Below are 21898 nucleotides of genomic sequence, written 5' to 3'. Positions count from 1 at the left end.
CAACAGGGTGTGGACAATCGGTCTCAGGGGGAGATCGACATGCCACGCACCGAACGCCCGCTGGAGAGCGCGGACAGCGAGCTCGGCCGGTTCGCGGCCGATCTGAGGAAGCTCCGCGACGAGGCGGGTACACCGTCCTACCGCGCACTCGCTTCACGCGCGCATTACTCGGCGGCAACGCTGTCCGGCGCGGCCGGGGGCAAGAAGCTCCCGAGCCTCGCGGTCACGCTCGCCTACGTGAAGGCCTGCGACGGCGACGTGCGGGAGTGGGAACAGCGCTGGCGCGACATCGCCGCGCCGCCCGCCCCCGCGGGTGAAGCGCCGTACGTGGGCCTCAAGGCGTTCCAGAGGGAAGACGCGGAGCGTTTCCACGGCCGCGAGAAGCTCACCGCGAAGCTCCTCGAACTCACGCGGACGCGTCCGCTCGTCGGTGTCTTCGGCGCCAGCGGCTCGGGCAAGTCGTCACTGCTGCGCGCCGGCCTGCTGCCGCGGCTCGACCAGGCTCTGGTGCTCACACCCGGTGTGCAGCCGCTCGACGAGTGCGCCGTCCGCCTCGCGCAGCTCACCGGGCACTCCGCGGTGGTCCTGCACAGCGAGCTCACCGACCCCGCGGCTTTGGGCCTGCTCATCAGGCAGCACGACGAGCGCCTCGTCCTGGTCGTCGACCAGTTCGAGGAGGTCTTCACCCTGGCGAGCCCGGAGCAGCGCGACTGGTTCGTCCAGGCCCTCGTCGCGGCACCGCACGTGGTCATCGGCGTCCGCGCCGACTTCTACGGCCACATCGGCCGCCACCCCGAACTGGTCGAGGCCCTCGAAGGCGCCCAGCTCCTCGTCGGCCCGCTGACCACCGACGAACTGCGCCGCGCCATCGTCGAACCGGCCCGGCACGTCGGTGCCACCGTCGAGTCGGCCCTGGTCACCCGCCTGGTCGCCGACGTCGCGGGGCAGGCGGCCGCCCTGCCGCTCGTCCAGCACGCCCTGGTCGAGACCTGGCACCGCCGCCGCGGCATGACCCTGTCGCTCGTCGGCTACGAGGAGGCGGGCGGCGTCGAGCACGCCATCGCCCGCACCGCCGAGGCCGTGCACTCGCAGTTCACGGAGGAACAGCGGCAGACCGCCCGCCGCACGTTCCTGCGCCTGATCGCGCTCGGCGACGGCACCGAGGACACCAAGCGGCGCGCGAACCGCGAGGACCTCGACGCCGAGGTGCTCGACCGGCTCGCCAACGCCCGGCTGGTGACGCTCACCGAACAGCACGCCGAGCTCACCCACGAGGCGTTGATCCGCTCCTGGCCGCGGCTGCGCGACTGGATCGCCGAGGACCGCGAGAAGCTGCGCGTCCACCACCAGCTCACCGAGGCCGCCGCCGGGTGGGGCGGCGATCGCGACCTCCTCTACAAGGGGGCGCGGCTGGCCCAGGCCGCCGACCTCGACACCACCGATCTCACCGAACCCGAACGCGCCTTCCTCACCGCGAGCCAGGCAGCCGGTCGTCGCCGCACCCTCCGGGCCCGTGCGGTGATCAGCGTCCTGTCGGTCCTGGTGCTGCTGCTGGCCGGCACGGCGGTGTTCGCGGTGGCCAAGACGCGGGAGGCGACGCAGCAGCGCAACGACGCGCTGGCGGGCCGTGCCGCGACGGAGGTCATGCGGCTGATCCCGGCCGATCCGCTGCAGGCCGCGCGTCTCGCCCTCGCCGCGTACGCGGTGACGCCCGGCCAGGCGGCGCGCGACGCGGTGCTCAACGCCGACGCGGCGAGACTGGCGCAGAACACGCCGGCCGGACCCGAACTCGCCGACGGGTCCTCCACGATGCAGACGGACGGCGAGTTGTTCGTCGTGACCGGGAGGTCCGGCCCGGCCAGGATCGCGAGCAGGTACGACGCGGGGAGGAGCGGTCCGGCGATCGGCACCGACGTCGCCAGGGCCGTGCTCACCGCCGACGACCGGCGCGTCTTCGCCTTCGAGAGGTCCGGTGTGACGGGCATCTGGGACGTCGCGGATCCCGGCCGGCCGAAGCAGGTCGGTGTGCTGCCGTTCGGCTGGGGAGACGTCTGGGTCGACGTCGACCGCGCCGGCACGTGGCTGGTCACCACGACGTTGCGCGGCAACGGCCCGGACGCGCGTGCGGCCGTCTGGGACCTGCGGGATCCGGCGAGTCCACGGGAGTTCGCGCTGCCGTCGAACCGGGTGGCGCACGTCGAAGTGGCCCCGGACGGCCGGAAGCTGGCCCTGCTGGAGTGGGCGGACAGCGTCGAGGACAAGACGCTGCGGATCTGGGACATCGGTGACGGGGAGCCGGGCCAGGACAGGACGATGCGAGTCCCCAACGAGTTCATCGAGTCCGCGATCAGCAACGACGGGGAACGGCTGGCGCTGCGGTCCGCGAGCAGGATCGACGTCTGGGACATGTCGGTCGCGTCACCACAGGTGCGGGTGACGGTGCCGCGGGTGCCGGGGGACTTCACCGCGCAGTTCGCCTTCAGCGCCGACGACCGGCAGATCGCCGTGCTGGGCAAGAACGCCGTCGAGGTCTGGGACGTCGGCGGCGAGGGCGAGGCCGTCAACGCGGGATCCTTCGGCGCGTTCCGGGGACCGGACGGGCTGCGCTACCGGACGCGCGAGAAGGCCTTCGCCGTCATCGACGGCGGCCAGTCCACCTGGACCCTGGGCACCAGCCTGGACAAGGTCCGCAACGGGCTGTGCCGGGAGCGGGAGATCCAGTTGAGCGACGACGAGTGGCGGCGCTACTTCCCTGACGTGGCAAGGGTGCCCGTGTGCTGAGTGCGTGAGCCGTGGGCGGCCGTGCGCGGGCCGCCCACGGCCACTCCGGCGCCGGTTCGGGGCGCGAGCACCGGGTCTTCCCCGTAGATGTGTCCGCCTCGACGTTAGGGCGAACGGGTTGTTCACGGTCATGTGTTGGCCGCTGAACAAAGTTCTCTGAACAATGACGGGATGCCGAGACGGGAACGCCCTCTCGACGAGGGCGAGAGCGGTCTCCTGCGGTTCGCGGCGGATCTGCGGCGGCTGCGGGAGCGTGCGGGCAGCCCCACCTACCGGGAACTGAGCCGGCGGGCGCACTACTCGGCGGCGGCGCTGTCGGAGGCGGCCGGTGGGCGGAAGCTGCCGAGCCTCGCGGTCACCAAGGCGTACGCGAAGGCCTGCGACGCCGATCCGGAGGAGTGGGCGCGGCGGTGGCGCGCGGTCGTCGAGTCCGAACCCCGTGAGGCGAACGACAACCCGTACGTGGGGCTCGCGATGTTCCAGCCCGGCGACGCGCCGAAGTTCTTCGGGCGCGAGCGGCTGACGGCCGAGCTGCTCACCACCCGGAACCGCTGCACCGGCGTCTTCGGACCGTCCGGTGTGGGCAAGTCCTCGTTGCTGCGAGCCGGACTCATCGCCCGCACCCGCGAGCCGGTGCTGCTGTTCACGCCCGGCGCGAACCCCGTGGAGGAGTGCGCGATCGCGCTCGCCCGGCTCACCGGCGGGGAGGCGGCCGCGCTCGCCGGCGAACTGGAGGACCCCCGCGAACTCCGCCGCAGGCATCCGCACCTCGTGGTCGTCGACCAGTTCGAGGAGCTGTTCACGTTGTGCCGCAACGAAGAGCTCCGCCGGTGGCTGATCGAGGCGCTCCTCGGTTGCGCGAAGGTCGTCATCGGAGTGCGGGCCGACTACCACGGTCACTGCGCCCAGTACCCCGAGCTGGTCGACGCCCTCGAAGGCGCGCAGCTCCTCCTCGGCCCCATGACGTCCGACGAGCTCCGCCTCGCCATCACCGAACCCGCGGCGGCCGTGGGAGCCAAGGTCGAGACCGCGCTGCTGGCACGGCTCATGGCCGACGCGGTCGGGCAGGCGGCGGTGCTGCCGTTGCTGTCGCACGCGCTTGCGCAGACCTGGCAGCACCGGCGCGGCATGACGCTGACGCTCGCCGGTTACGAGGAGGTGGGCGGTCTCGAACACGCCGTCGCCCGCACCGCGCAGGAGGCGTTCGACTGGCTGTCCCCGGCCGGGCAGGAGCAGGCGAGGCAGATCCTGCTGCGGCTCGTGACCGCGGACGGCACCCAGCGCCGCGCGCAGCAGTCCGAACTCGAAGCCGACGACGAGGTGCTGGTCGCGCTGGCCGCGGCGAGGCTCGTCGTGATCGACCGCGACGGCGTCGAGCTGGCGCACGAGGCGTTGATCCGCAGCTGGCCCACGCTCCAGCGCTGGGTCGAGGAGGACCGCGAGAACATCAAGGCGCAGCGCGAACTCACGCACGCCACGCGGACGTGGGAGTCGCTCGACCGCGACCCCGGTGCGCTGTGGCGGGGACGCCGCCTGGTGAACGTCCCCGGAGGACTTTCCCTGAACGCCGCCGAACGCGCCTTCCTCGCCGCGAGCCGGGCCGCGGAGCAGGAGGTGTCGGCGAGCGCCCGAAGACGCACCCGCCGGCAGCGCCAGCTGCTGGCCGCGCTCGCGGCACTCGTGGTCGTCGCCGTCAGCTCGACCGTTTTCGCTTTGCGGGCGGGCATCGCCGCCGAGGAGCAACGCGCCAACGCGGCCGTGCTGACGGCAGTGGGAGAGGCCGCCGCCCTGCGTTCCACGAACCCCGCCCTGGCGCAGCAGGTCGCGCTCGCCGCCTACCGGCTCGTGCCGTTGCCCCAGGCGCGCAACGGGTTGAGGCAGGAGGACGTGCCGTCCCAGGTGCTGCGCGAAGCGCAGTCCGACGTCACCGCGCTGGCGGTCGGCCCGACCCGGCAGCAGGTCGCGACCGGGCACCGCGACGGGGCGGTCGTGCTGACGGCGCTGGACGACCTGCCGTCCCCACGCACCTCCCACGACGCCACCAGGCACTCCGGTGCCGTCACCGCGCTCGCGATGGACGCGGCCGGCGGCCTCTTGGCGTCCGCCGCCGAGGACGGCACCGTGCACGTGGTCGACGTCTCCCTCGGCAAGCCGCGCGAACTGGCCCCGCTTCCCGTGCGCGCCACCGCGATCGCCTGGCAGGGCGGCACCCTCGTCACCACCGGCGCGGACGGCGCCCTGAGCTTCTGGACCGATCTGCGCCGCGAACGCCCGAGGTTGCTCACCACCGTCCAGCCGGGCCTGGGGCCGCTGGCGGGCATGTCGTTCCGCCCGGACGGCCAGGTGCTCGCCGCCGTCACCACCGGCCACGCCGTGCACCTGGTCGACGTCACCGACCCGCGCGACGTCAAGCTCCTGTCGCTGACCAGGGAGTTCGCCCGCGGTGCCCAGTTCGCCGGCGCGGACCGCCTCATGACCACCGCCGGCACCGCCGTTCACCTCTGGGACACCGCCGACCCGCGCGACCCGGTCCTGCGCGCCGTGGTCCGGTCGGGCGGTGGCGAGGTCACCTCCGCCCGGCTCACCGCGGGACAGGTCGCGGTCGCCACCGACGACGGGCTGGTGAGGCTCTGGCGGCTCGGGGACGGCGAACCGGTCGAGCAGGCCCTGCTGCGCGGGCACACCGGGCCGGTCACCGCGGTCGGCCTCACGCCGAAGGGTGACGAGGTCGTGACAGGCGGTGCGGACCGGGCGGTGCGGCTGTGGAACGCCGACCCGCGCGACCCGGCGGTGAGGATCTGTGAGCAGGCCTTTCCGCGGATGAGCCGCGAGGAGTGGGAGCAGTACTTCGGTGATCTGGACTTCACCCCGCCGTGCCGCGGCTGAAAGTCCCAGCACCGGAGTGGTGGAACGATCACGAAGCGCACGTCCGGATGGTGAGCGATTAGCGGTCCGTTAGACGGAGGGCAAACCTCTGGTGGACAATCCGGCCAGGAGGCGGCATGCCAAGAGGGGAACGTCCGCTGGGTCCGGAGGACACCGCGCTGCTGCGGTTCGCCGGTGACCTGCGCAGACTGCGTGACCAGGCAGGCAAACCGAGCTATCGCGAACTGGCCCGGCGCGCGAACTACTCGCCGACCGCGTTGTCCGACGCGGCCGGTGGGCGCAAGCTGCCCTCACTCGCGCTGACGCTCGCGTTCGTGCGGGCCTGCGAGGCCGATCCCGCCTCCTGGACCAAGCGGTGGCGCGAACTCGCCGCTGAGCACAGCCAGCCGCTGCACCCGAACGCTCCGTACCCCGGCGGCGAGCCCTTCACCGAGGCCGACGCGAAGCGGTTCTTCGGCCGCGAGTGCCTCGTCGAGCAGGTCGTCGAGTCGGTCAGGGCGACGCCCGTCACCGTCGTCTTCGGCGCCTCCGGATCGGGCCGCACGTCGCTGCTGCGGGCCGGTCTGCTGCCCGCCCTGGACGACGCCGTGGTGATCACGCCGGGGCAGGACCCGGTCCAGGACCTCGCCGCGGCCCTCGCCGAGGTCTTCGAGAACACGACCGAGAGCCGGCTGGCCGAGGAGCTGCGGCAGGACCCCGACCACCTCCGGCTGCGGATCCGCCAGCACCGCCCCGGCCTCGTGCTCCTCGTCGACGACTTCGAGCGGGCGCTGGACGCGGACGACTTCGTCGCCGCCGTGACCCGCTGCCCCCACGTCGTGCTCTCCGTGCGCGCCGACGAGCGGCGGCGCTGGCACGACCAGGGCGTCGACGCCGCCGAGATCACCATCGAGCCGATGAGCGCCGACCAGGTGCGCCGCGCGATCACCGAACCCGCGGCCAAGATCGGCGCCACCGTCGAGACGGCGGTGATCGCGCGACTGGTCGCCGACGCCGCGAACCAGCACGCGCTGCCGCTGGTGCAGCAGGCGCTCGTCGAGACGTGGCGGCGCAAGCGCGGCATGACGCTGTCGCTCGCCGGCTTCGAGGAGTCCGGCGGCATCGAGCACGTCGTCACGCAGTCCGCCGAGACCTTCTTCGCCGGGCTCGGCGAGGCCGACCAGCGCGCGGCCAGGCAGCTGTTCCTGAGGCTCGTCTCGGTGCCGCGCAACGGGATCGTGCAACGCCGCAACCGTCTGCTGGACGTCGACCCCCGCCTGCTCGGCCTGCTGCTGAAGGCGAGGCTGGTGACGGCCACCGAGGACGGTGTCGAGCTGACCCACGACGCCGTGCTGCGCTGGCCGAGGCTCGCGAGGTGGATCGACGAGGAGCGCGAGAACCTCAGGACGCACGAGCAGCTCGTCACCGCGATCGAGCTGTGGGAGGCGAGCGACCGCGACCCGCTGGCGCTCTACCGGGGCGTGCGGCTGCGCAAGGCCAAGGACCTCGGCGACTTCCTGACGTTGCAGGAACGCCGGTTCGTCGACATGAGCACCAGGCGCGAGACGCGCCGCTCGACGGCGTTGATCGCGGTCATGGCGGTGCTGATCGCACTGGTGCCCGGCACCGTCGTCTACGCGCTCTCGAACGAACGCAAGCTCACCGAGATGAACGACAGGGCGCTGGGCGGCAAGGCCCTGTCGCAGTCCGAGGCGCTGCTGGAGCAACGCCGGCCGTACGCCGACAAGTACGCGCTGGTCGGCTACGAGGTCAGCCCGTCGGCCGAGGCCGAGAAGGTGCTGCGCCTCGCGAACGCGGTCGCGAGCGGCATCCCGTTCACCGGCACGCCGAAGGACGACGCGGACGTGGTGGTCGCCCCGCGCGGGGAGATGGCGGCGGTGACCGACGAGGACGGCACCGACCGGATGTGGGGCATCGACGACGGCAAGGCGTCGCCCGGCAAGAAGTTCGCCGACCGCCATCGGGTCGTGAAGCTCGCAGAACGCCGTGCCGTCACGAGGGACTTCATCGGCCAAGAACACCTGTGGGCAGTCAACGACGCGAACGACATCACCTACCTGACGGCGTTGCCCAGCCGGTTCCGCACGCTCGACCTCAGCCCGGACGGGTCCCGGCTCGTCGGCAAGGTCGGCAGCTCGGTCGAGGTCGGGCTCCCGACGCCGGACGAGTCCGAGTACGCGGAGCTCTACGACCTGAGCGACCCGCGCAGCCCCCGCAAGCTCCCGATGCCGGTGAGCAACCCCGGCACCGTCGCGCTGAGCCAGGACGGCCGCGAGCTCGCGACCGGTGTCTGGGACTCGGTCACGGGCACCACGACGATCGAGTTCTGGAGCATCGGCGGCACCGCCGAGTCCGCGGGCCCGCCGATCTCCCAGCACGCGTACGCCCGCAGCATCACCTACAGCGGTGACGGGCGCTGGCTCGCCGTCGAGCACTCCGCGCCGGAGTCGATCGTCGAGGTGTGGCAGCGCGTGCCGAGTGGCACGCCCGTGCTGCGCGCACGGCTCGACACGGCGCTGCGGGCCGGAGCCCGGGTCACGTTCTCCGATGACGGCCGCGTGGCCGTGGTCCGCGACAACGTCTTCGAGGTCCACCAGCTCTACACGAGCGACCGTCCGGCGGACCGGCTCGTGTACGTCGTCGGGCACGGCAACTCGACGCGTGCGGTGTACCGGCCGCAGAACCGCGACTTCCTGGTGCGCAGCGGGGGCCAGGATCCGGAGCTGTTGCCGTACGACCTCGACACCGGCCGCATCATCAAGAGGATGTGTGAAAAAGACGGAGCGAGGCTCACTGACTCCGAATGGGTGAAGAGCTTCGGCGAAGTGGCGCGCGTGGAGGTCTGCTGAACCGCCGCGATGTGGGGCAAACAACCCGGAGTTGAGCGTGCACGCATTGTGAACTGGAGATCCACTCTCTAGGGTGACCGAGTGCGTGCGTTCACAAGGGGACTCATCGGCATTGCCGGGTTCCTCGCGCTCTGGGAGCTCTTAGGACGCTCTCCCCTTCTACCCGCGGATGCGCTGCCACCACCGTCCCTCGTGTTCGGTGAGCTGGTCGTGCAGTTGACATCCTCGGAATTCATCAGTCATGTCGTGGCAACGGTTCTGGCGGTGCTGATCGCCATCGCGATCGCCATCGCCATCGCCGTGCCGAGTGGACTGGTCCTCGGCAGCGTCCCGGCCGTGCGTCACGCGACCAGGGCGGTCATCGAGTTCCTGCGTCCCATCCCTTCTGTGGCACTGATTCCGCTCGCGCTCGTGGTGCTGGGCTTCGGCCCGGAAACGAAGATCACGCTCGCGGTCTACGCGGCACTGTGGCCGATCCTGTTCAACACCATCTACGCGCTCGACGAACTGGACCCGTTGCTCGTGGAGACGTCACGCGTCTTCGGCACGGGACGTGTCGGCGTGCTGTTCCGGGTGGCGCTGCCGAGCGCGTTGCCGTTCGTCCTCACCGGAATCAGGCTCGCGGCGACGACGGCGCTGATCGTGATGGTGAGCGTGGAGCTCATGGCCGGCAGCCAGATCGGCCTCGGCTACTTCATCATGGAGGCCCGCAGCGGGCCCGGCCGGATGGACCAGGTGCTGGTCGGCACCGTGGTCGCGGGCGCGATCGGCGTCCTGCTGAACAGCGGTCTCGAGCGCGTCCGCCGGCGTTGGGTGGCCTGGTGAACAAGTTCCTTCAACGGTGGACCGTGTTCGCCGGTCTTCTGGTCGTGTGGCAGCTGGCCGGCATGGCGGCCGACGACCCGTTCTTCCCACCACCGTCCGACATCGTGACGGCGGCCTGGGAGTGGTGGGTCCTGGAGCCGCAGAACGTCACCGAGCACATCCTGCCGTCGATCGGCCGGCTGCTGTCGGGCTGGGCGATCGCCTCGGTCGTCGGCGTGGCGCTGGGCCTGCTGCTCGGCCGCTCCGACCGGGCGATGGAGTACGCGGGACCGCTGCTGGTGTTCCTGCGCTCGATCCCGCCGCCCGCGCTGGTGCCGGTGTTCCTGCTGCTGTTCAGGGGCGGCACGTCGATGCAGCTCGCGACCATCGTCTTCGGCGTGATCTGGCCGGTGCTGCTCAACACCGTGGACGGTGCCCGTTCCGTCGACGTGACCAAAGTGGACACCTCCGCGGTCTTCCGGATCCCTCGTCACCAGTGGGTTCTCGGGGTGGTGCTGCCCGCGGCCTCACCGAAGATCTTCGCCGGGCTGCGGGTGTCGCTGTCGCTCTCCCTGGTGCTGATGGTCATCTCCGAGCTCGTGGGCACGGACAACGGCATCGGTTCACAACTCATGACGGCACAGCGCGAGTTCGACTACACGCGCATGTGGGCCGGCATCGTCCTGCTGGGCGTGCTGGGCTACGGACTCAACACCGCGCTTCTGGCGGTGGAACGCAGGGCTTTGGCTTGGCAACCGAGGAGCAGGGATGAGCAACATGCTTGAGGTGGCCGACCTAGGCCACACCTACGGTGACTACGAGGCCATCGGCGGCCTCACGTTCAACGTCCGCGCCGGAGAGCTGGTGTGCGTGGTCGGACCCTCCGGGTGCGGCAAGTCCACACTGCTGCGCACGATCTCGGGACTCATCGCGCCCTCCCGCGGTGACGTGTCCCTCCACGGTTCCCACCTCGCGGTGGTGTTCCAGGACTACCAGCGATCGCTCTTCCCGTGGCTGACGGTGCAGGGCAACGTCGAGTTCCCGCTGCGCTCCCTGCCGCGCGCCGAACGCCGCGCCCGCGCCGCCGAGGCCCTGGCGTGGGTGGGTCTCTCGGCGGCCGCCAAGAAGCGGCCGTGGCAGCTTTCCGGTGGCATGCAACAGCGTGTGGCGATCGCGCGTGCTCTGGCGTACCGGCCGGCATTGTTGTTGATGGACGAGCCGTTCGCCTCCGTCGACGCGCAGACCCGGTTCGAGCTGGAGGACCTGTTGCTCCGAGTGCGTCGCGAGCACGACACGACCGTTCTCGTGGTGACGCACGACATCGACGAGTCGGTGTACCTGGGTGACCGCATCCTGGTGCTCTCCGGCTCGCCCGCGAAGCTGGTGGCGGACCTGGAGGTGCCGTTGCCCGCCGAGCGCGACCAGGTGACCACGCGGACGGACGAGGCCTTCGTGGCGCTGCGGTCCAAGGTGGCCCGGCTGCTGAACGTCGGCGGCAAGCCCACCCTCGACGTGGACAAGTGGGCCGCGGCGGAACGGGAATCGCTCAGCGAGACCGTCTCGTCCTGACAGTCGCAACGGACAGCAGAGCCCCGGACCCGCCGCGGTCCGGGGCTCTGCTGCGTTCTCAGTGCCCGCAGGAGGATGTGGACACTGTGTGGAGCACACGGACGCCCGCGCTCGGGGGCAGAGCGCTGAGCGCCCGTCGTGCGGTCACGGGGACGTTCAGAGGTGGATGTCGATGTCGCCGTTGCCGACGCCGCCGTCGAGCACGTCGACGTCGCCGAGCTTCACGTCACCGATGACCTGGCCGAGGTCGGTGTGCACGTCGCCGACCTGCGCGACGTCCTGCACCACGTTGCCGGTGACGTTGTCGGTCACGTCGAGGACGTCCTTGACATCGACGTCCACCGAGCCGACGACGTCCTTCACCAGCACGTCGGTGTCGAGGTCGTGCACGTTCACCACGTCGGTGACCTCGGTGACGACGGAGTTGTCGTGGGCGACGCCGGTGACGGTCGTGACGACCTCGTTGGCGTTCACGGCGTCGAGGGTGCCGGTCACGTCGCCGATGTGGTCGAAGTCCGTGACCAGCGCGGTGATCGCGGTGGGGGCGGCGATGCCGGCGATGCCCGTGACGCCCTCGAGGTCGCCGGTGATCAGCTTGAGGCTGTCGACGGCGGTCAGGTCGCCCGCCTCGACCAGGACCTTGTCGATCGCGTCGATCTTCACGACGGACGCGCTGTCGAGCACCAGGGGCAGGATCTCGTGGACGTCGACCGGAGAGATGTCGCCCAGCCCGGCGGCCTGCAGGGTGCCCTCCGGGTCGAGCTGGAACGCCTCGCGGGCGTCCAGGTCGCCGAGCAGGGTGAGGGTGAAGTCGTGCAGCGTCTGCTGGGTGCCCATGGAACTCAAGCTCCTGTAGGTGGATCGGGGGATGTCGTGATGAACCGTATGGATGAACGACACCCCCCGGCATCGGGAGTTGGCCCCAGATCGTGACGTGACGAGGTCCCTAGGGGATCGGTTTCACTCGTTAGGGGAGCGGGGATCTCACCCTCTAGGGCTGATTTTTACCCATCAGGGACCGACGTAGTTCTCCGCGAAGGTGGCGCGGTAGGCGGGGGACTCGGCCAGGTGCTCCAGCCTCGCCTGGGCCAACCGTCCGAAGAACGGCGAGCTCACATCGGTGTGGATCATGTTCACCATCCACTGGGAAAATTCCTGTGCCCTCCAGACGCGGCGCAGGCAGTCCTCCGAGTAGGTCTTGAGACCGGTCTCGGATCCGGTGGCGTAGAAGTCGATAAGCGCACGTCCGAAGGTTGCGGCGTCGTTCATGGCGAGGTTCATGCCCTTGGCGCCGACCGGGGTGATGATGTGGGCTGCGTCACCCAGGAGGTAGAGCCGGCCGTAGGACATCGGCTCGACCACATGGCTGCGCATGTCGAGAACGCGCTTCTCGATGATCTTTCCTTCGGTCAGCGCCCACTGCGAGTCGTGCAGCGTGAAACGTTTGTGCAAAGCTTCCCAGACCCGTTCGTCGGACCAATCCGAAGCATTGGTTCCGACCGGTACCTGAAGGTAGAAGCGGGATACCGTGGGGGACCGCAACATGTGTCCGGCGAATCCGTCTTCGTGCAGCGCGTAAATGATGGCTTTAGTCGACGGAGGGGCTTCCGCGAGAATGGCGAGCCACTCGATGCCGTGCTGGTGCGTGAATTCTGAGAGCGCTCCCACAGGAATGGACGCACGACTCACGCCGTGGAATCCGTCGCACCCCGCGACGAAGTCGCTCGTGATGGTCTCCCGGACCCCGTCTGCGCTGGTGAAGGCCACCGACGGGCGGGAGGACGTCAGCTCCCGCAACTCCACGTCGCTGACCGAGAACCGGATGTCACCTCCTCTGTCCAGAAATCCCCCGATGAGGTCCTTGACCACTTCCTGCTGGGGGTAGACGTAGTGTTCGCGGCCGCCGTAGAGGTCGCTGTACGACACCTGGAACGCCTGGCCGCTCACGCGGAATTCACACGTTCCGTGACGGTCTGCTTCCATCAGCAAACGATCTGCCAGACCGAGTGACTCCAACATGGTCACGGAGCGATGCTCCAGGACTCCTGCCCGTGCTCGTGTTTCCACTTGGGCTCGACTAGCTTTTTCGAGCACGACGCAGTCGATACCTGACTGCTGGATCAAGTTTGCCAAGGTCAGACCGGCCGGCCCTGCGCCGACAACGGTCACGGAGCGCTTCAACTGGGGTTCTCCTAGCCCTAGACCTGCTGTGCTTAGATGCTCACCGCAGGTAGTTGACTGGAACCTGCTCGTGTCGGTCAACTGGGGTCTTTTGGAGCAGCGCCATTACTCTGAGTGGTTGACCGTCGCGATCCTTCCCCGCAACGACGACACCGCTCCGACAGGAGAGTGCTCCCGATGACTCGAAGAGTCCGCCGTATGGCCATCCGTGGCATCGCCCTTGCCACGCTGCTCGCCACCGTGGCGAGCTGTGGTGCGCTCGGCGGCAAAGAGCAAGCACCCCCGGCCGATGCGAACAGCAGCGGCCCGGTCGAGAAGGCCAAGATCAGCCTGGGGGTCCTGCCGATCCTCGACGTGGCCTCCGTCCACGTGGCGATCAAGAAGGGTTACTTCAAGGCCGAAGGCCTCGAGGTCGACCTCAAGGTCATCCAGGGTGGAGCCGCGGCGATCCCCGGCCTGGTCAGCAAGGAGCTGGACTTCACGTTCGGCAACTGGGTCTCGTTCTTCGCCGCCCAATCGAAGGACGCCGCCAAGGCGGTCGAAGGAATCAAGCTCATCTCCGACGGCTACCAGGCGAAACCCGACATGTTCCTGATCTTGGCGGCCGGTGACTCGGCCATCAAGAGTCCTGCCGACCTCGCCGGCAAGACCATCGCGATCAACACGTTCAAGAACATCGCGGAGCTCACCGCGAAGGCCACGCTCGAGGCCGCGAACGTGGACGTGAACTCGGTCAAGTTCAAGGAGATGCCGTTCCCGGACATGCAGGCGGCGGTCCAGAACAAGACCGTTGACGCGGCCTTCATGGTCGAGCCGTTCATCACCCGCGCCCAGCGCGCCGCCGGTCAGATCAAGGTGCTGGACGCCGCGGCCGGCCCGACCGACAACATCCCGATCGCGGGCTACGCGACCACCGGTGCCTTCGCGAAGGAGAACCCCAAGACCGTCGCCGCCTTCCAGCGCGCGATGGCCAAGGGCCAGGCCGACGCCGCCGACCGTCCCACGGTCGAGCCGCTGCTCGTCGAGTACGCCAAGGTCGACAAGGAAACCGCAGGTCTTGTCCACTTCGGCGCCTTCCCGACGACGCTCGACGCGACGCGTCTGCAGCGCGTCGTCCAGCTGATGCAGCGGTACGGGATGCTGGACAAGGAGCTCGACGTCAAGCCGATGCTCATCCAGCCCTCCGGCAGTTGACGAACAGCGCGGGTGGCTGTGATCAGGCCGTGATCACGGTCACCCGCGCGATCGTTTCCGCCAGATGAATTATCGTGCGAGGGCCGTTTAGCCGCGCAGGTCAAAGTTGTTGATTCTCGAACCACTGTTTTGTCGTCCGAACGGCGGTATGAGAACAGCGCGTTTTACTCCAAGATCCACCAGGTTTGCAGCTATTAAACGGGCGGGGAGTGTTGACGGTGCGCGGTCGTGAGGACCAGCGAGGCATCGACCGGTTCCGCCTACGCAACTGGCGGTTGCGGAGCAAGCTCGCAGTGGTGTTGCTAGTTCCGGCTCTGAGTACCGCGACTCTCGCGGGGCTGCGGCTGAACACCCAGCTCGACGACGTCGAACTCTTCGGCAACGTCCAGCGCGAGCTCGCCGTGAGCCACCAGGCCGCGAAGGTGGAAAACGCTCTACAGGTCGAACGTGACTGGGCAGTGCAGTGTGTGGCCGCCGGCAGGCAGAACGCGTGTCCCGAGCACGCCGCCAGGACGGGTCTCACTGACACGGAATTGGGCAAGTACCGGGATTCGGGCGCGACGGCCACGGCCTTGAGCGCGCCCTTGCAGGAGACGTTCACCAAGTCGCTCCAGTCGCTCGACGGACTGGCGAGCTTGCGCGTGACGTTGTTGACCACGAAGTACCCCGACGTCGCGGTGATCAGTGCGTACAACCAGATCATCGCCTCGCTCGGCACGGTGCACCGCGCCGCGATCTCCAGCCTGAGCGAGCCGCAGATCGTTCCGCTGGTGGCCGCCGCGCAGGCGCTGTACACGGCTCAGGAGCAGCTGGGCCAGCAGAACTCGATCCTGACGTCCACCGCGCTGCGCCGGGGCTTCGCACCCGGTGCCGCGGACGAGCTGCGTGCCGCGCAGTCGCGTTTGGACGCCGCGTTCAACGAGTTCAACGACGCCGCGTCGCCGGCGAACAGGCAGAGGTTCCAGGACATCGTGTCCGGTGCGTCCGTGGACGGTCGCAACCGGCTGGTGCGGCTGGCACTCGCGCAGGACTTCGAGCGCGAGCCGGTGTCCATCACGGACGCCGAGGTCCTCAAGATCGGCCAGGACACCGCGAACCTGGTTCGCGAGGTCGCGACCGACCTGGAGGGCCAGGCCGACGCGACGACCACGCGTCTCGCTGACACGGCTCGTTCGGACGCCTGGCGTGACGCGGCCCTGGTCGCCGTCTCGCTGCTGATCGCGTTCGGTCTGATGGCGATGGTCGCGCAGTCGATGCTGCGGCCGCTGCGCGTGCTGCGCCGCAGTGCGCTCGACGTGGCCCGCAACCAGCTGCCCGAGGCGATCAAGCGAATCCGTTCGCACCGCGACCCGGAACGGGCCGCGGAGGAGGCGATCGTCCCGGTGCCGCTCAACACGACCGAAGAGGTCGGCCAGGTGGCACGGGCGTTCGACCTCGTGCAGCGCGAAGCCGTCCGCCTCGCCGTCGAGCAGGTGGCACTGCGCGCGAACGTCAACGACATGTTCATCAACCTGTCGCGGCGGTCGCAGGCGTTGGTGGAGCGGCAGATCAGCGTGATCGACCGGCTCGAGCAGGACGAGCAGGACCCGGACCACCTGGCGTCGCTGTTCGAGCTCGACCACCTCGCCACGCAGATGCGCCGCAACAGCGAGAACCTGCTGGTGCTCTCCGGCACGACGGTCAACCGCCGCGTCACCCGCCCGGTCGCCATCGCCGAGGTGCTCGGCGCCGCGGTGTCCGAGGTGGAGAAGTACGCGCGCGTCCAGATCGCGCCGACGCCGGAGCTGATGGTGCAGGGCCGCGTGGTCAACGACCTCGCGCACCTCGTCGCCGAGCTGCTCGACAACGCGACGGCGTTCTCCAAGCCCACCACCAAGGTCACGGTGCGCACGATCGAGACCCGCAGGGGCGAGGTCGCGATCCGCATCCACGACCGCGGCGTCGGCATGCAGGAGAACGACGTCGTCGAGTTCAACGCGAAGCTCGCCGAGCCGCCAGAGGTCGACGTCTCGGTGGCCCGCGAGATGGGCCTGTACGTGGTCGGTCAGCTGGCGAAGCGGCACGAGATCCGCGTGACGCTGGCGAACAACGACGACATAGAGGGTGGTGTCACCGCACAGGTGATCCTGCCGGTCTCCTTGCTGCACAAGGGATCGGCGCCCGCGCTGCCGTTGCCGGCCGCGCCGCTGCCCTCCTCGGCCGAGTCCACCAGCACCGGTGAGGCCCTGTCCGGCGTGCCCAAGTGGACGCCGGAGCACCCGGTCGTCGTGCCGTCGCCCGCCACCGAGGACGAGAACTCCGGGCGCCACCGCATCGAGCAGACGTCGACCGACGGCCTGTTCACCGCGCGGATCGAGGCGACGGAAGACGCCGCCGAGGACGGGTACTCCTACGAGCCGCCGGTCGAACGCCCCAACGACCCGGCCACGGAGATCTTCCCCGCCATCGTCGACGAGCCGCTGATCTCGCACGACGACCTGTCGAGGTGGTTCCAGACCCCCTCGGCCCCCGAACCCTCCGTCAAGGACGTTCCGTCAGCGGAGCCGGAACGCGCCGCGCACCACGACGACGAGGACGCGGAGCCCGCCACCGTGAACGGCCTGCCCAAGCGGCAGCGTTCGGCGGACACCGTGAAGATCGAGGCGCCGACGGCGGTGCCGCGCGCGGTAGCCGACTACGCCGAGTCCGACTGGGGAGCGGCGGACGAAGGCTGGAAGGCCGCGGGCGCGCTGGACAAGGGCGCCGCCGCGCAGACCACGGAGAACGGTCTGCCCAAGCGCGTCCCGAAGGCGCGCCTGGTTCCCGGCTCGCTGCCCAAGCCGTCATCGCCGGCGCCCCAGCTGGCGACCGCGGCCGCCATCCCCGGCCGGTCGGCAGACCGGTTGCGCCAGCGGTTCGCCACGTACCAGAAGGGTGTCCAGATGGGCCGTGAGTCGCTCTTCGACTCCGCCGTCGGAGGCATCCCCGTGATCGCAGAAAGGGAACGCCAGTGACCACCGCGACTGAGGAACTGGACAACTTCAGCTGGCTGGTCGAGGACTTCGTCAGCAGGGTGGCCGGTGTCGCGCACGCGATCGTCGTCTCCGCCGACGGCCTGTTGCTCGCATCGTCGGACCGTCTCCCGCACGACCGCGCGGAGCAGCTCGCCGCCGTCTCGTCCGGACTGGTCTCGCTGAACCTCGGCGCGGCGCGCTGTTTCGAGGCCGGTGAGGTCAAACAGACCGTCGTCGAGATGGAACGGGGCTATCTTTTCCTGATGTCCATCAGCGACGGGTCCTGCCTCGCCGTACTCGCCGCCCCCAACTGCGACATCGGGCTCATCGGCTACGCGATGACCCGCCTGGTGGAGCGGGTCGGTCTTCAGCTGACGCCGGAGATCCGGGCCCAGCTGCACGTCTCCATGCGAGCCTGAGTAGAGAGAAGTTCCCATGAGCAACGGTGCTCCGGGTCGTCCGGGGTCACCTGGGGCGGGCCTGAACGTGATGTCGTCGAAGATCGTCGTCGCGGGCGGGTTCGGTGTCGGCAAAACGACGTTCGTCGGGTCGGTCTCCGAGATCACCCCGCTGACGACCGAGGCCGTGATGACCCAGGCCTCGGTAGGAGTCGACGACCTGTCCGCGGTGCCGGACAAGGTGACCACCACGGTGGCCATGGACTTCGGCCGGGTGTCGCTGGACAAGGACCTGATCCTGTACCTGTTCGGCACGCCCGGTCAGCACCGGTTCTGGTTCATGTGGGACGACCTGGTCCGCGGTGCGATCGGTGCCGTCGTCATGGTCGACACCCGCAGGATCGACGAGGCGTTCGCGCCCATCGACTTCTTCGAGGACCGAGACCTGCCGTACGTGATCGCGGTGAACTGCTTCGACGGCCTGATGCACCACCGGGCCGAGGAGATCCGCGACGCGCTGACGATCTCGGCGGCGGTGCCGATAATCCCGTGCGACGCGCGGAACCGGCAGTCGACGAAGCAGATTCTGATCGCGCTGGTGGAGCACGCGCTGCGCCAGCCTTCGTTCGCCTAGAACGTCGTACCCGCTCCCGCGGAAACGGGGCCGGTGCCGTGCGCACCGGCCCCGTTCGCGTTCAACCATCCGGTCCATCAGAACCAGAAGCGTGTGAACAGTTATTCGCCCGTTCGGCGGCGCCCTGTTCGAGGCCGCGGAACGGGAAAAACCCGTTGGTAGGGCACGTTTCCGCTCACCAGGTCGTACGTCCGGCCTGGCAGCGCGCTGATCACCTACGAACGCTCTTGACCGTGTCAGTGCCGGTTCACACTTGACCCTTCTTGTGCGCCAACGGGTCGGCGATACAGTCGGGGTGCAATTACCCTGCATTGCGAGGAGATTCCTGTGTCCCTGCGCAAAACAATTGCTGTGCTGGCCAGTGCCGCCGCCCTCTCGGGCAGCGTCATCGGCACCGCGGAAGCCGCGGCCCGCATCGTCACCTACAACTCGAGCAACACCGGCGAGTTCCAGGCGGCGATCGACAAGGGTGCCCAGGTGTGGAACAGCAGCGTCACGAACGTGGTGCTGCGCAAGGTGCCTGGCGCCGCGAACATCACCGTGCGCGTCGACAACCAGTGGCCCCGGGCCTACGTGACGAGCCTCGGCCGCGGCAGCTGGGTCATGGGCCGCCAGGCGGTCAACGAGGGCCACGACACCGTGCGCATCTCGTCGCACGAGTTCGGGCACCTGCTCGGTCTGCCCGACCGCCGGACGGGCCTGTGCACCGACCTGATGTCCGGTGCCAGCGCCGGCACTTCCTGCAAGAACCCCAACCCGAACGCCAAGGAGAAGGCTGAGGTCGAGGCGAACTTCCGTTCGCTGGTGACCGTCCAGCCGACGACCTTCTCGGACGCCGCCTAAGCAGCGGGTGGGTGGTTGTGGTCTCCCTGACGGCCACAACCACTCACGGCGAGACCACCAGGTCGACGCCCAGGGCCCCGAGCTCGTCCGGGTCGCCCGGCCCGCCGATCACGTGCACGCCGGCCGACCGCAGCAGCGGCACCATCAGCGCGAGGCCCCTCCGCGCCAGCCGTTCCGAGGGCGGCCTGGCCAGCCGGACACCCCAGACCGGACCGCGGTCCACCGTGGACAGTCCGCCGAACCCGCCGCCGAACTCGTGCAGCAGGACGTGCACGCCCATGTCGTGCAGCACTTCCAGGTTCTCCTCGCCGTCGGGCATCGACCTGACGTCCAGCGCCAGGAACAACGACGAGACCGGGAACGAACTGGCCCGCACCGTGGACCGCACGTGCGCGGCGAGGTCCGGGTCCCGCGACTGGTCAGGGGACAACCTGACGAGCACCGGTTCGCCGCGGGAGCACGCGTCCCGCAGCACCAGCTGCCCGAGCCGAGACGCCAGGCCGAGGGCGTCCGCGTAGGCCACGACGTCGTCGTGCCGGGTGGCACCCCAGCGCAGGGACGCCTCCACGAAGGCCGTCGGCCCCGAAACCCACGACACCGGCGCGTACTCCACGGAGATCTCGCCGTTCTCGAAGGCACCGGGCATCGCCGCGATCCGCGCGAACCGGGCGCGGTCGGCGGCGTCGGCCTCGTGGTCGTAGATGCCCCACTGCCTCTTGCCGCCGATCTCGGCTCTGCGCAACGTGGAGTGCGCACGTCTCAGCACGGCCGTGGGATCGACGCCGGGGCCGGAGGTGTGCACGAAGCCGATCGACGTCGACACCGCGACACCGGCGCCCTCCAGGTACACGGGCTCGGAGAGCTCCTCGTCGATCATCGCCGCGAGCGCCGCGACGTCGGGTGACCCGTGGATCAGCACCACGAACTCGTCACCGCCGACCCGCGCCACCACCGCGTCCGGCAGCACCGACCGCAACCGTCGCGCCACCTCGACCAGCACGGCGTCGCCCGCCGCGTAACCGAGGCCGTCGTTGACGATCGTGAGGCTGTCGACGTCCAGGTAGCCCAGCGTGTGCGGCTCGCCGGACGCGAGCGCGGACTCCAGCTTGTCGGTGAACGACGCCCGGTTCGGCAGCCCGGTCAGCAGGTCCGTCAGCGACTGGTGCCGCAGCCACTCCTGGAGCATGCGCTGCTCGGTGACGTCCTCGATCAGCGCGACGTGGAACTTCGGCAGGCCGTCCGAGCCGCGCAGCACGGACAGCACGACGTTCGCCCACACCGTGTCCCCGTTGCTGCGGGCCAGTTCCCACTCCCGCCGGTCGCTGTCCACAGAGGACGCGAGCATCCGTTCGCAGGCCGCGGCCAGCGCGATCGCGTCGGGTTCGGCGAAGAGCTCCTTCGGCATCTCCTCGTGGCCGAGGATGGCGGCCAGCGCCTCGTTCGCCTCCACGACCGCGCCCTGCAGGTCGAAGATCGCGATGCCCACCGCCGTCGTCGCGAAGACCTGGGCGAACCGGGCCTCGCTGTCGTGCAGGTCGCGCTGCGCGTCCTCGACGGCCTTCAGCAGCGAGACCTTGACCTTCTCCTGCTCGGCGAACAACTGGTCGCGCGTCGCCCGCACGTACCCCGACGCCAGCGCGCCGAGGACCTCCGGCGAGAACTCCTCACCGAGCACCTCCAGCGTGCGGCGCAACGAGTCCGGTCCGGTGAAGCGCTTGCGCACCAACCATTCGCCGACGGCCACCGCCGCCTGCCCAGCACGCAGCCGGGCGGCGTGCTCGTCGAGGTGCTGCGTCAGCTTCCGCCGCGACATCGGCGAGTACGCGCTCTCGATCAGAACAGCCGCCCAGCGCTGTGCGAGGGGCGAGGCGGGCATCAGGGCTTGCGACCGACCGCGGCGTAGAGGTTCGCCTTCGACGGTTCGTCGCCGACGTCCTCGGGGGTCTCCGGCCGCCACTGCGGCGTGAACACGATGCCGGGCTCGATGATCTCCGTGCCCGCCAGCATGTCCGCGACCTGGGCCTTGGTGCGGGGCGTGATCGGCTCCGCGGTCTTCGCGAAGATCTCCGCGCCGGCCGCCATGGCCGCCGGCATGCTGTCGGCGGTGAAGTGCGACAGCGCCAGGTACGACCCGGACGAGAGGGACTCCACGTAACGGGACAGCACGCCCCACGGGTCGTCCGCGTCCGGGATGAACTGCAGGACACCGACGACCAGGAGCCCGATCGGCTGGGAGAAGTCGAGGTGCTTCGAGGCCTGCGCCACGACCTTCTCCGGTTCGCGCAGATCCGCCAGCAGGGCCGTCACGTTCGGCTCGTCCGCCAGCATCAGTTCGGCGTGCGTGATCGCGACCGGTTCGAAGTCGACGTAGACGACCTTCGACTCGGGAGCGACCTCGTGCGCCACCTCGTGCACGTTGCCGACGGTCGGGATGCCCGAGCCGAGGTCGAGGAACTGCCGGATCCCGAGGCCCGCCAGCTCCAGCACCGCACGGCGCAGGTAGGCGCGGTTGAGCCGCGCCATGCCCCGCACCGGGAGGACCTTGATCAGGGCTTCCGCCGTGGCGCGGTCCGCCTCGAAGTTGTGTCCACCGCCGAGCAGGTAGTCGTAGATCCGGGCGGAACTCGGGACGTCGACGTTGACACCTTCCGGAACCCAGCTGACTCGATCGACCACAGCGGCACACCTCTCGCGATGCGAATTCTGAGCGTCGACAACCCTACTGGCCCCGGTTGTAGGCCGATCGAATGAATTGCGCCATCACAC

Annotated in this window: 15 protein-coding genes; 11 read left to right on the top strand and 4 right to left on the bottom strand. The window is 69.5% G+C overall.

Annotated elements, in window-relative coordinates; all coding sequences use genetic code 11:
* Positions 1-39 precede the first annotated feature (39 nt).
* From ORI60_RS27090 to ORI60_RS27065, 6 genes are all read left to right on the top strand, one after another.
* Positions 40-2781: a hypothetical protein gene (locus ORI60_RS27090; RefSeq protein ID WP_266040818.1), complete on the top strand. Its 2742-nt coding sequence runs from the start codon at positions 40-42 to the stop codon at positions 2779-2781.
* 171 nt (positions 2782-2952) lie between these two features.
* Positions 2953-5667 carry a helix-turn-helix domain-containing protein gene (locus tag ORI60_RS27085; RefSeq protein ID WP_266040817.1) on the top strand — a complete coding sequence of 905 codons (2715 nt, stop codon included), beginning with the start codon at positions 2953-2955 and terminating at the stop codon, positions 5665-5667.
* Between the two features lie 116 nt (positions 5668-5783).
* Complete coding sequence (locus tag ORI60_RS27080; RefSeq protein ID WP_266040816.1) at positions 5784-8516, top strand: helix-turn-helix domain-containing protein; 2733 nt, start codon at positions 5784-5786, stop codon at positions 8514-8516.
* A gap of 246 nt (positions 8517-8762) precedes the next feature.
* Entirely contained in the window at positions 8763-9341 is a 579-nt protein-coding gene (locus ORI60_RS27075; RefSeq protein WP_323055948.1) for an ABC transporter permease, read from the top strand.
* Positions 9338-10105 carry an ABC transporter permease gene (locus ORI60_RS27070; RefSeq protein WP_266040814.1) on the top strand — a complete coding sequence of 256 codons (768 nt, stop codon included), beginning with the start codon at positions 9338-9340 and terminating at the stop codon, positions 10103-10105. Before ORI60_RS27075 ends, ORI60_RS27070 begins: the two co-directional genes overlap by 4 nt.
* Positions 10089-10889, top strand: coding sequence for an ABC transporter ATP-binding protein (locus ORI60_RS27065; protein WP_266040813.1), 801 nt, complete (start codon positions 10089-10091; stop codon positions 10887-10889). The genes ORI60_RS27070 and ORI60_RS27065 overlap by 17 nt, the downstream gene beginning before the upstream one ends.
* A 156-nt stretch (positions 10890-11045) precedes the next feature.
* On the opposite strand, the gene ORI60_RS27060 is transcribed toward ORI60_RS27065, so the two are convergent.
* Together ORI60_RS27060 and ORI60_RS27055 are read right to left on the bottom strand one after the other, a co-directional pair.
* Entirely contained in the window at positions 11046-11726 is a 681-nt protein-coding gene (locus ORI60_RS27060) for an IniB N-terminal domain-containing protein (RefSeq protein WP_266040812.1), read from the bottom strand.
* A gap of 174 nt (positions 11727-11900) precedes the next feature.
* On the bottom strand, positions 11901-13058 hold the full coding sequence (locus tag ORI60_RS27055; RefSeq protein ID WP_266040849.1) for a 4-hydroxybenzoate 3-monooxygenase: 1158 nt from the start codon (positions 13056-13058) through the stop codon (positions 11901-11903).
* 210 nt (positions 13059-13268) lie between these two features.
* On the opposite strand from ORI60_RS27055, the gene ORI60_RS27050 reads away from it, so the two are divergent.
* The 5 genes from ORI60_RS27050 to ORI60_RS27030 all read left to right on the top strand — a co-directional run bounded on the left by ORI60_RS27050 (position 13269) and on the right by ORI60_RS27030 (position 19132).
* Entirely contained in the window at positions 13269-14264 is a 996-nt protein-coding gene (locus ORI60_RS27050) for an ABC transporter substrate-binding protein (RefSeq protein ID WP_266040811.1), read from the top strand.
* Between the two features lie 218 nt (positions 14265-14482).
* The gene (locus ORI60_RS27045; protein WP_266040810.1) at positions 14483-17257 is read left to right on the top strand and encodes a nitrate- and nitrite sensing domain-containing protein; all 2775 of its coding nucleotides are present in this window, start codon (positions 14483-14485) and stop codon (positions 17255-17257) included.
* The gene (locus tag ORI60_RS27040; RefSeq protein WP_030468876.1) at positions 17254-17676 is read left to right on the top strand and encodes a roadblock/LC7 domain-containing protein; all 423 of its coding nucleotides are present in this window, start codon (positions 17254-17256) and stop codon (positions 17674-17676) included. Before ORI60_RS27045 ends, ORI60_RS27040 begins: the two co-directional genes overlap by 4 nt.
* A gap of 16 nt (positions 17677-17692) precedes the next feature.
* Positions 17693-18289: a GTP-binding protein gene (locus tag ORI60_RS27035; protein ID WP_266040809.1), complete on the top strand. Its 597-nt coding sequence runs from the start codon at positions 17693-17695 to the stop codon at positions 18287-18289.
* Positions 18290-18616: 327 nt separating this feature from the next.
* On the top strand, positions 18617-19132 hold the full coding sequence (locus ORI60_RS27030; RefSeq protein WP_266040808.1) for a snapalysin family zinc-dependent metalloprotease: 516 nt from the start codon (positions 18617-18619) through the stop codon (positions 19130-19132).
* Between the two features lie 43 nt (positions 19133-19175).
* On the opposite strand, the gene ORI60_RS27025 is transcribed toward ORI60_RS27030, so the two are convergent.
* Positions 19176-21008 carry a diguanylate cyclase domain-containing protein gene (locus tag ORI60_RS27025; RefSeq protein ID WP_266040807.1) on the bottom strand — a complete coding sequence of 611 codons (1833 nt, stop codon included), beginning with the start codon at positions 21006-21008 and terminating at the stop codon, positions 19176-19178.
* Positions 21008-21808 (bottom strand): SAM-dependent methyltransferase, encoded by an 801-nt coding sequence (locus tag ORI60_RS27020; RefSeq protein WP_266040806.1) that lies wholly within the window; start codon positions 21806-21808, stop codon positions 21008-21010. The genes ORI60_RS27025 and ORI60_RS27020 overlap by 1 nt, the downstream gene beginning before the upstream one ends.
* Positions 21809-21898: the final 90 nt, after the last annotated feature.

This window comes from Lentzea sp. NEAU-D7, from assembly GCF_026242055.1.
In the GTDB taxonomy this organism is placed as follows: domain Bacteria; phylum Actinomycetota; class Actinomycetes; order Mycobacteriales; family Pseudonocardiaceae; genus Lentzea.
The sequence above is the reverse complement of the archived record's forward strand: the minus strand, read 5'-3'. Positions and strand labels throughout refer to the sequence as shown.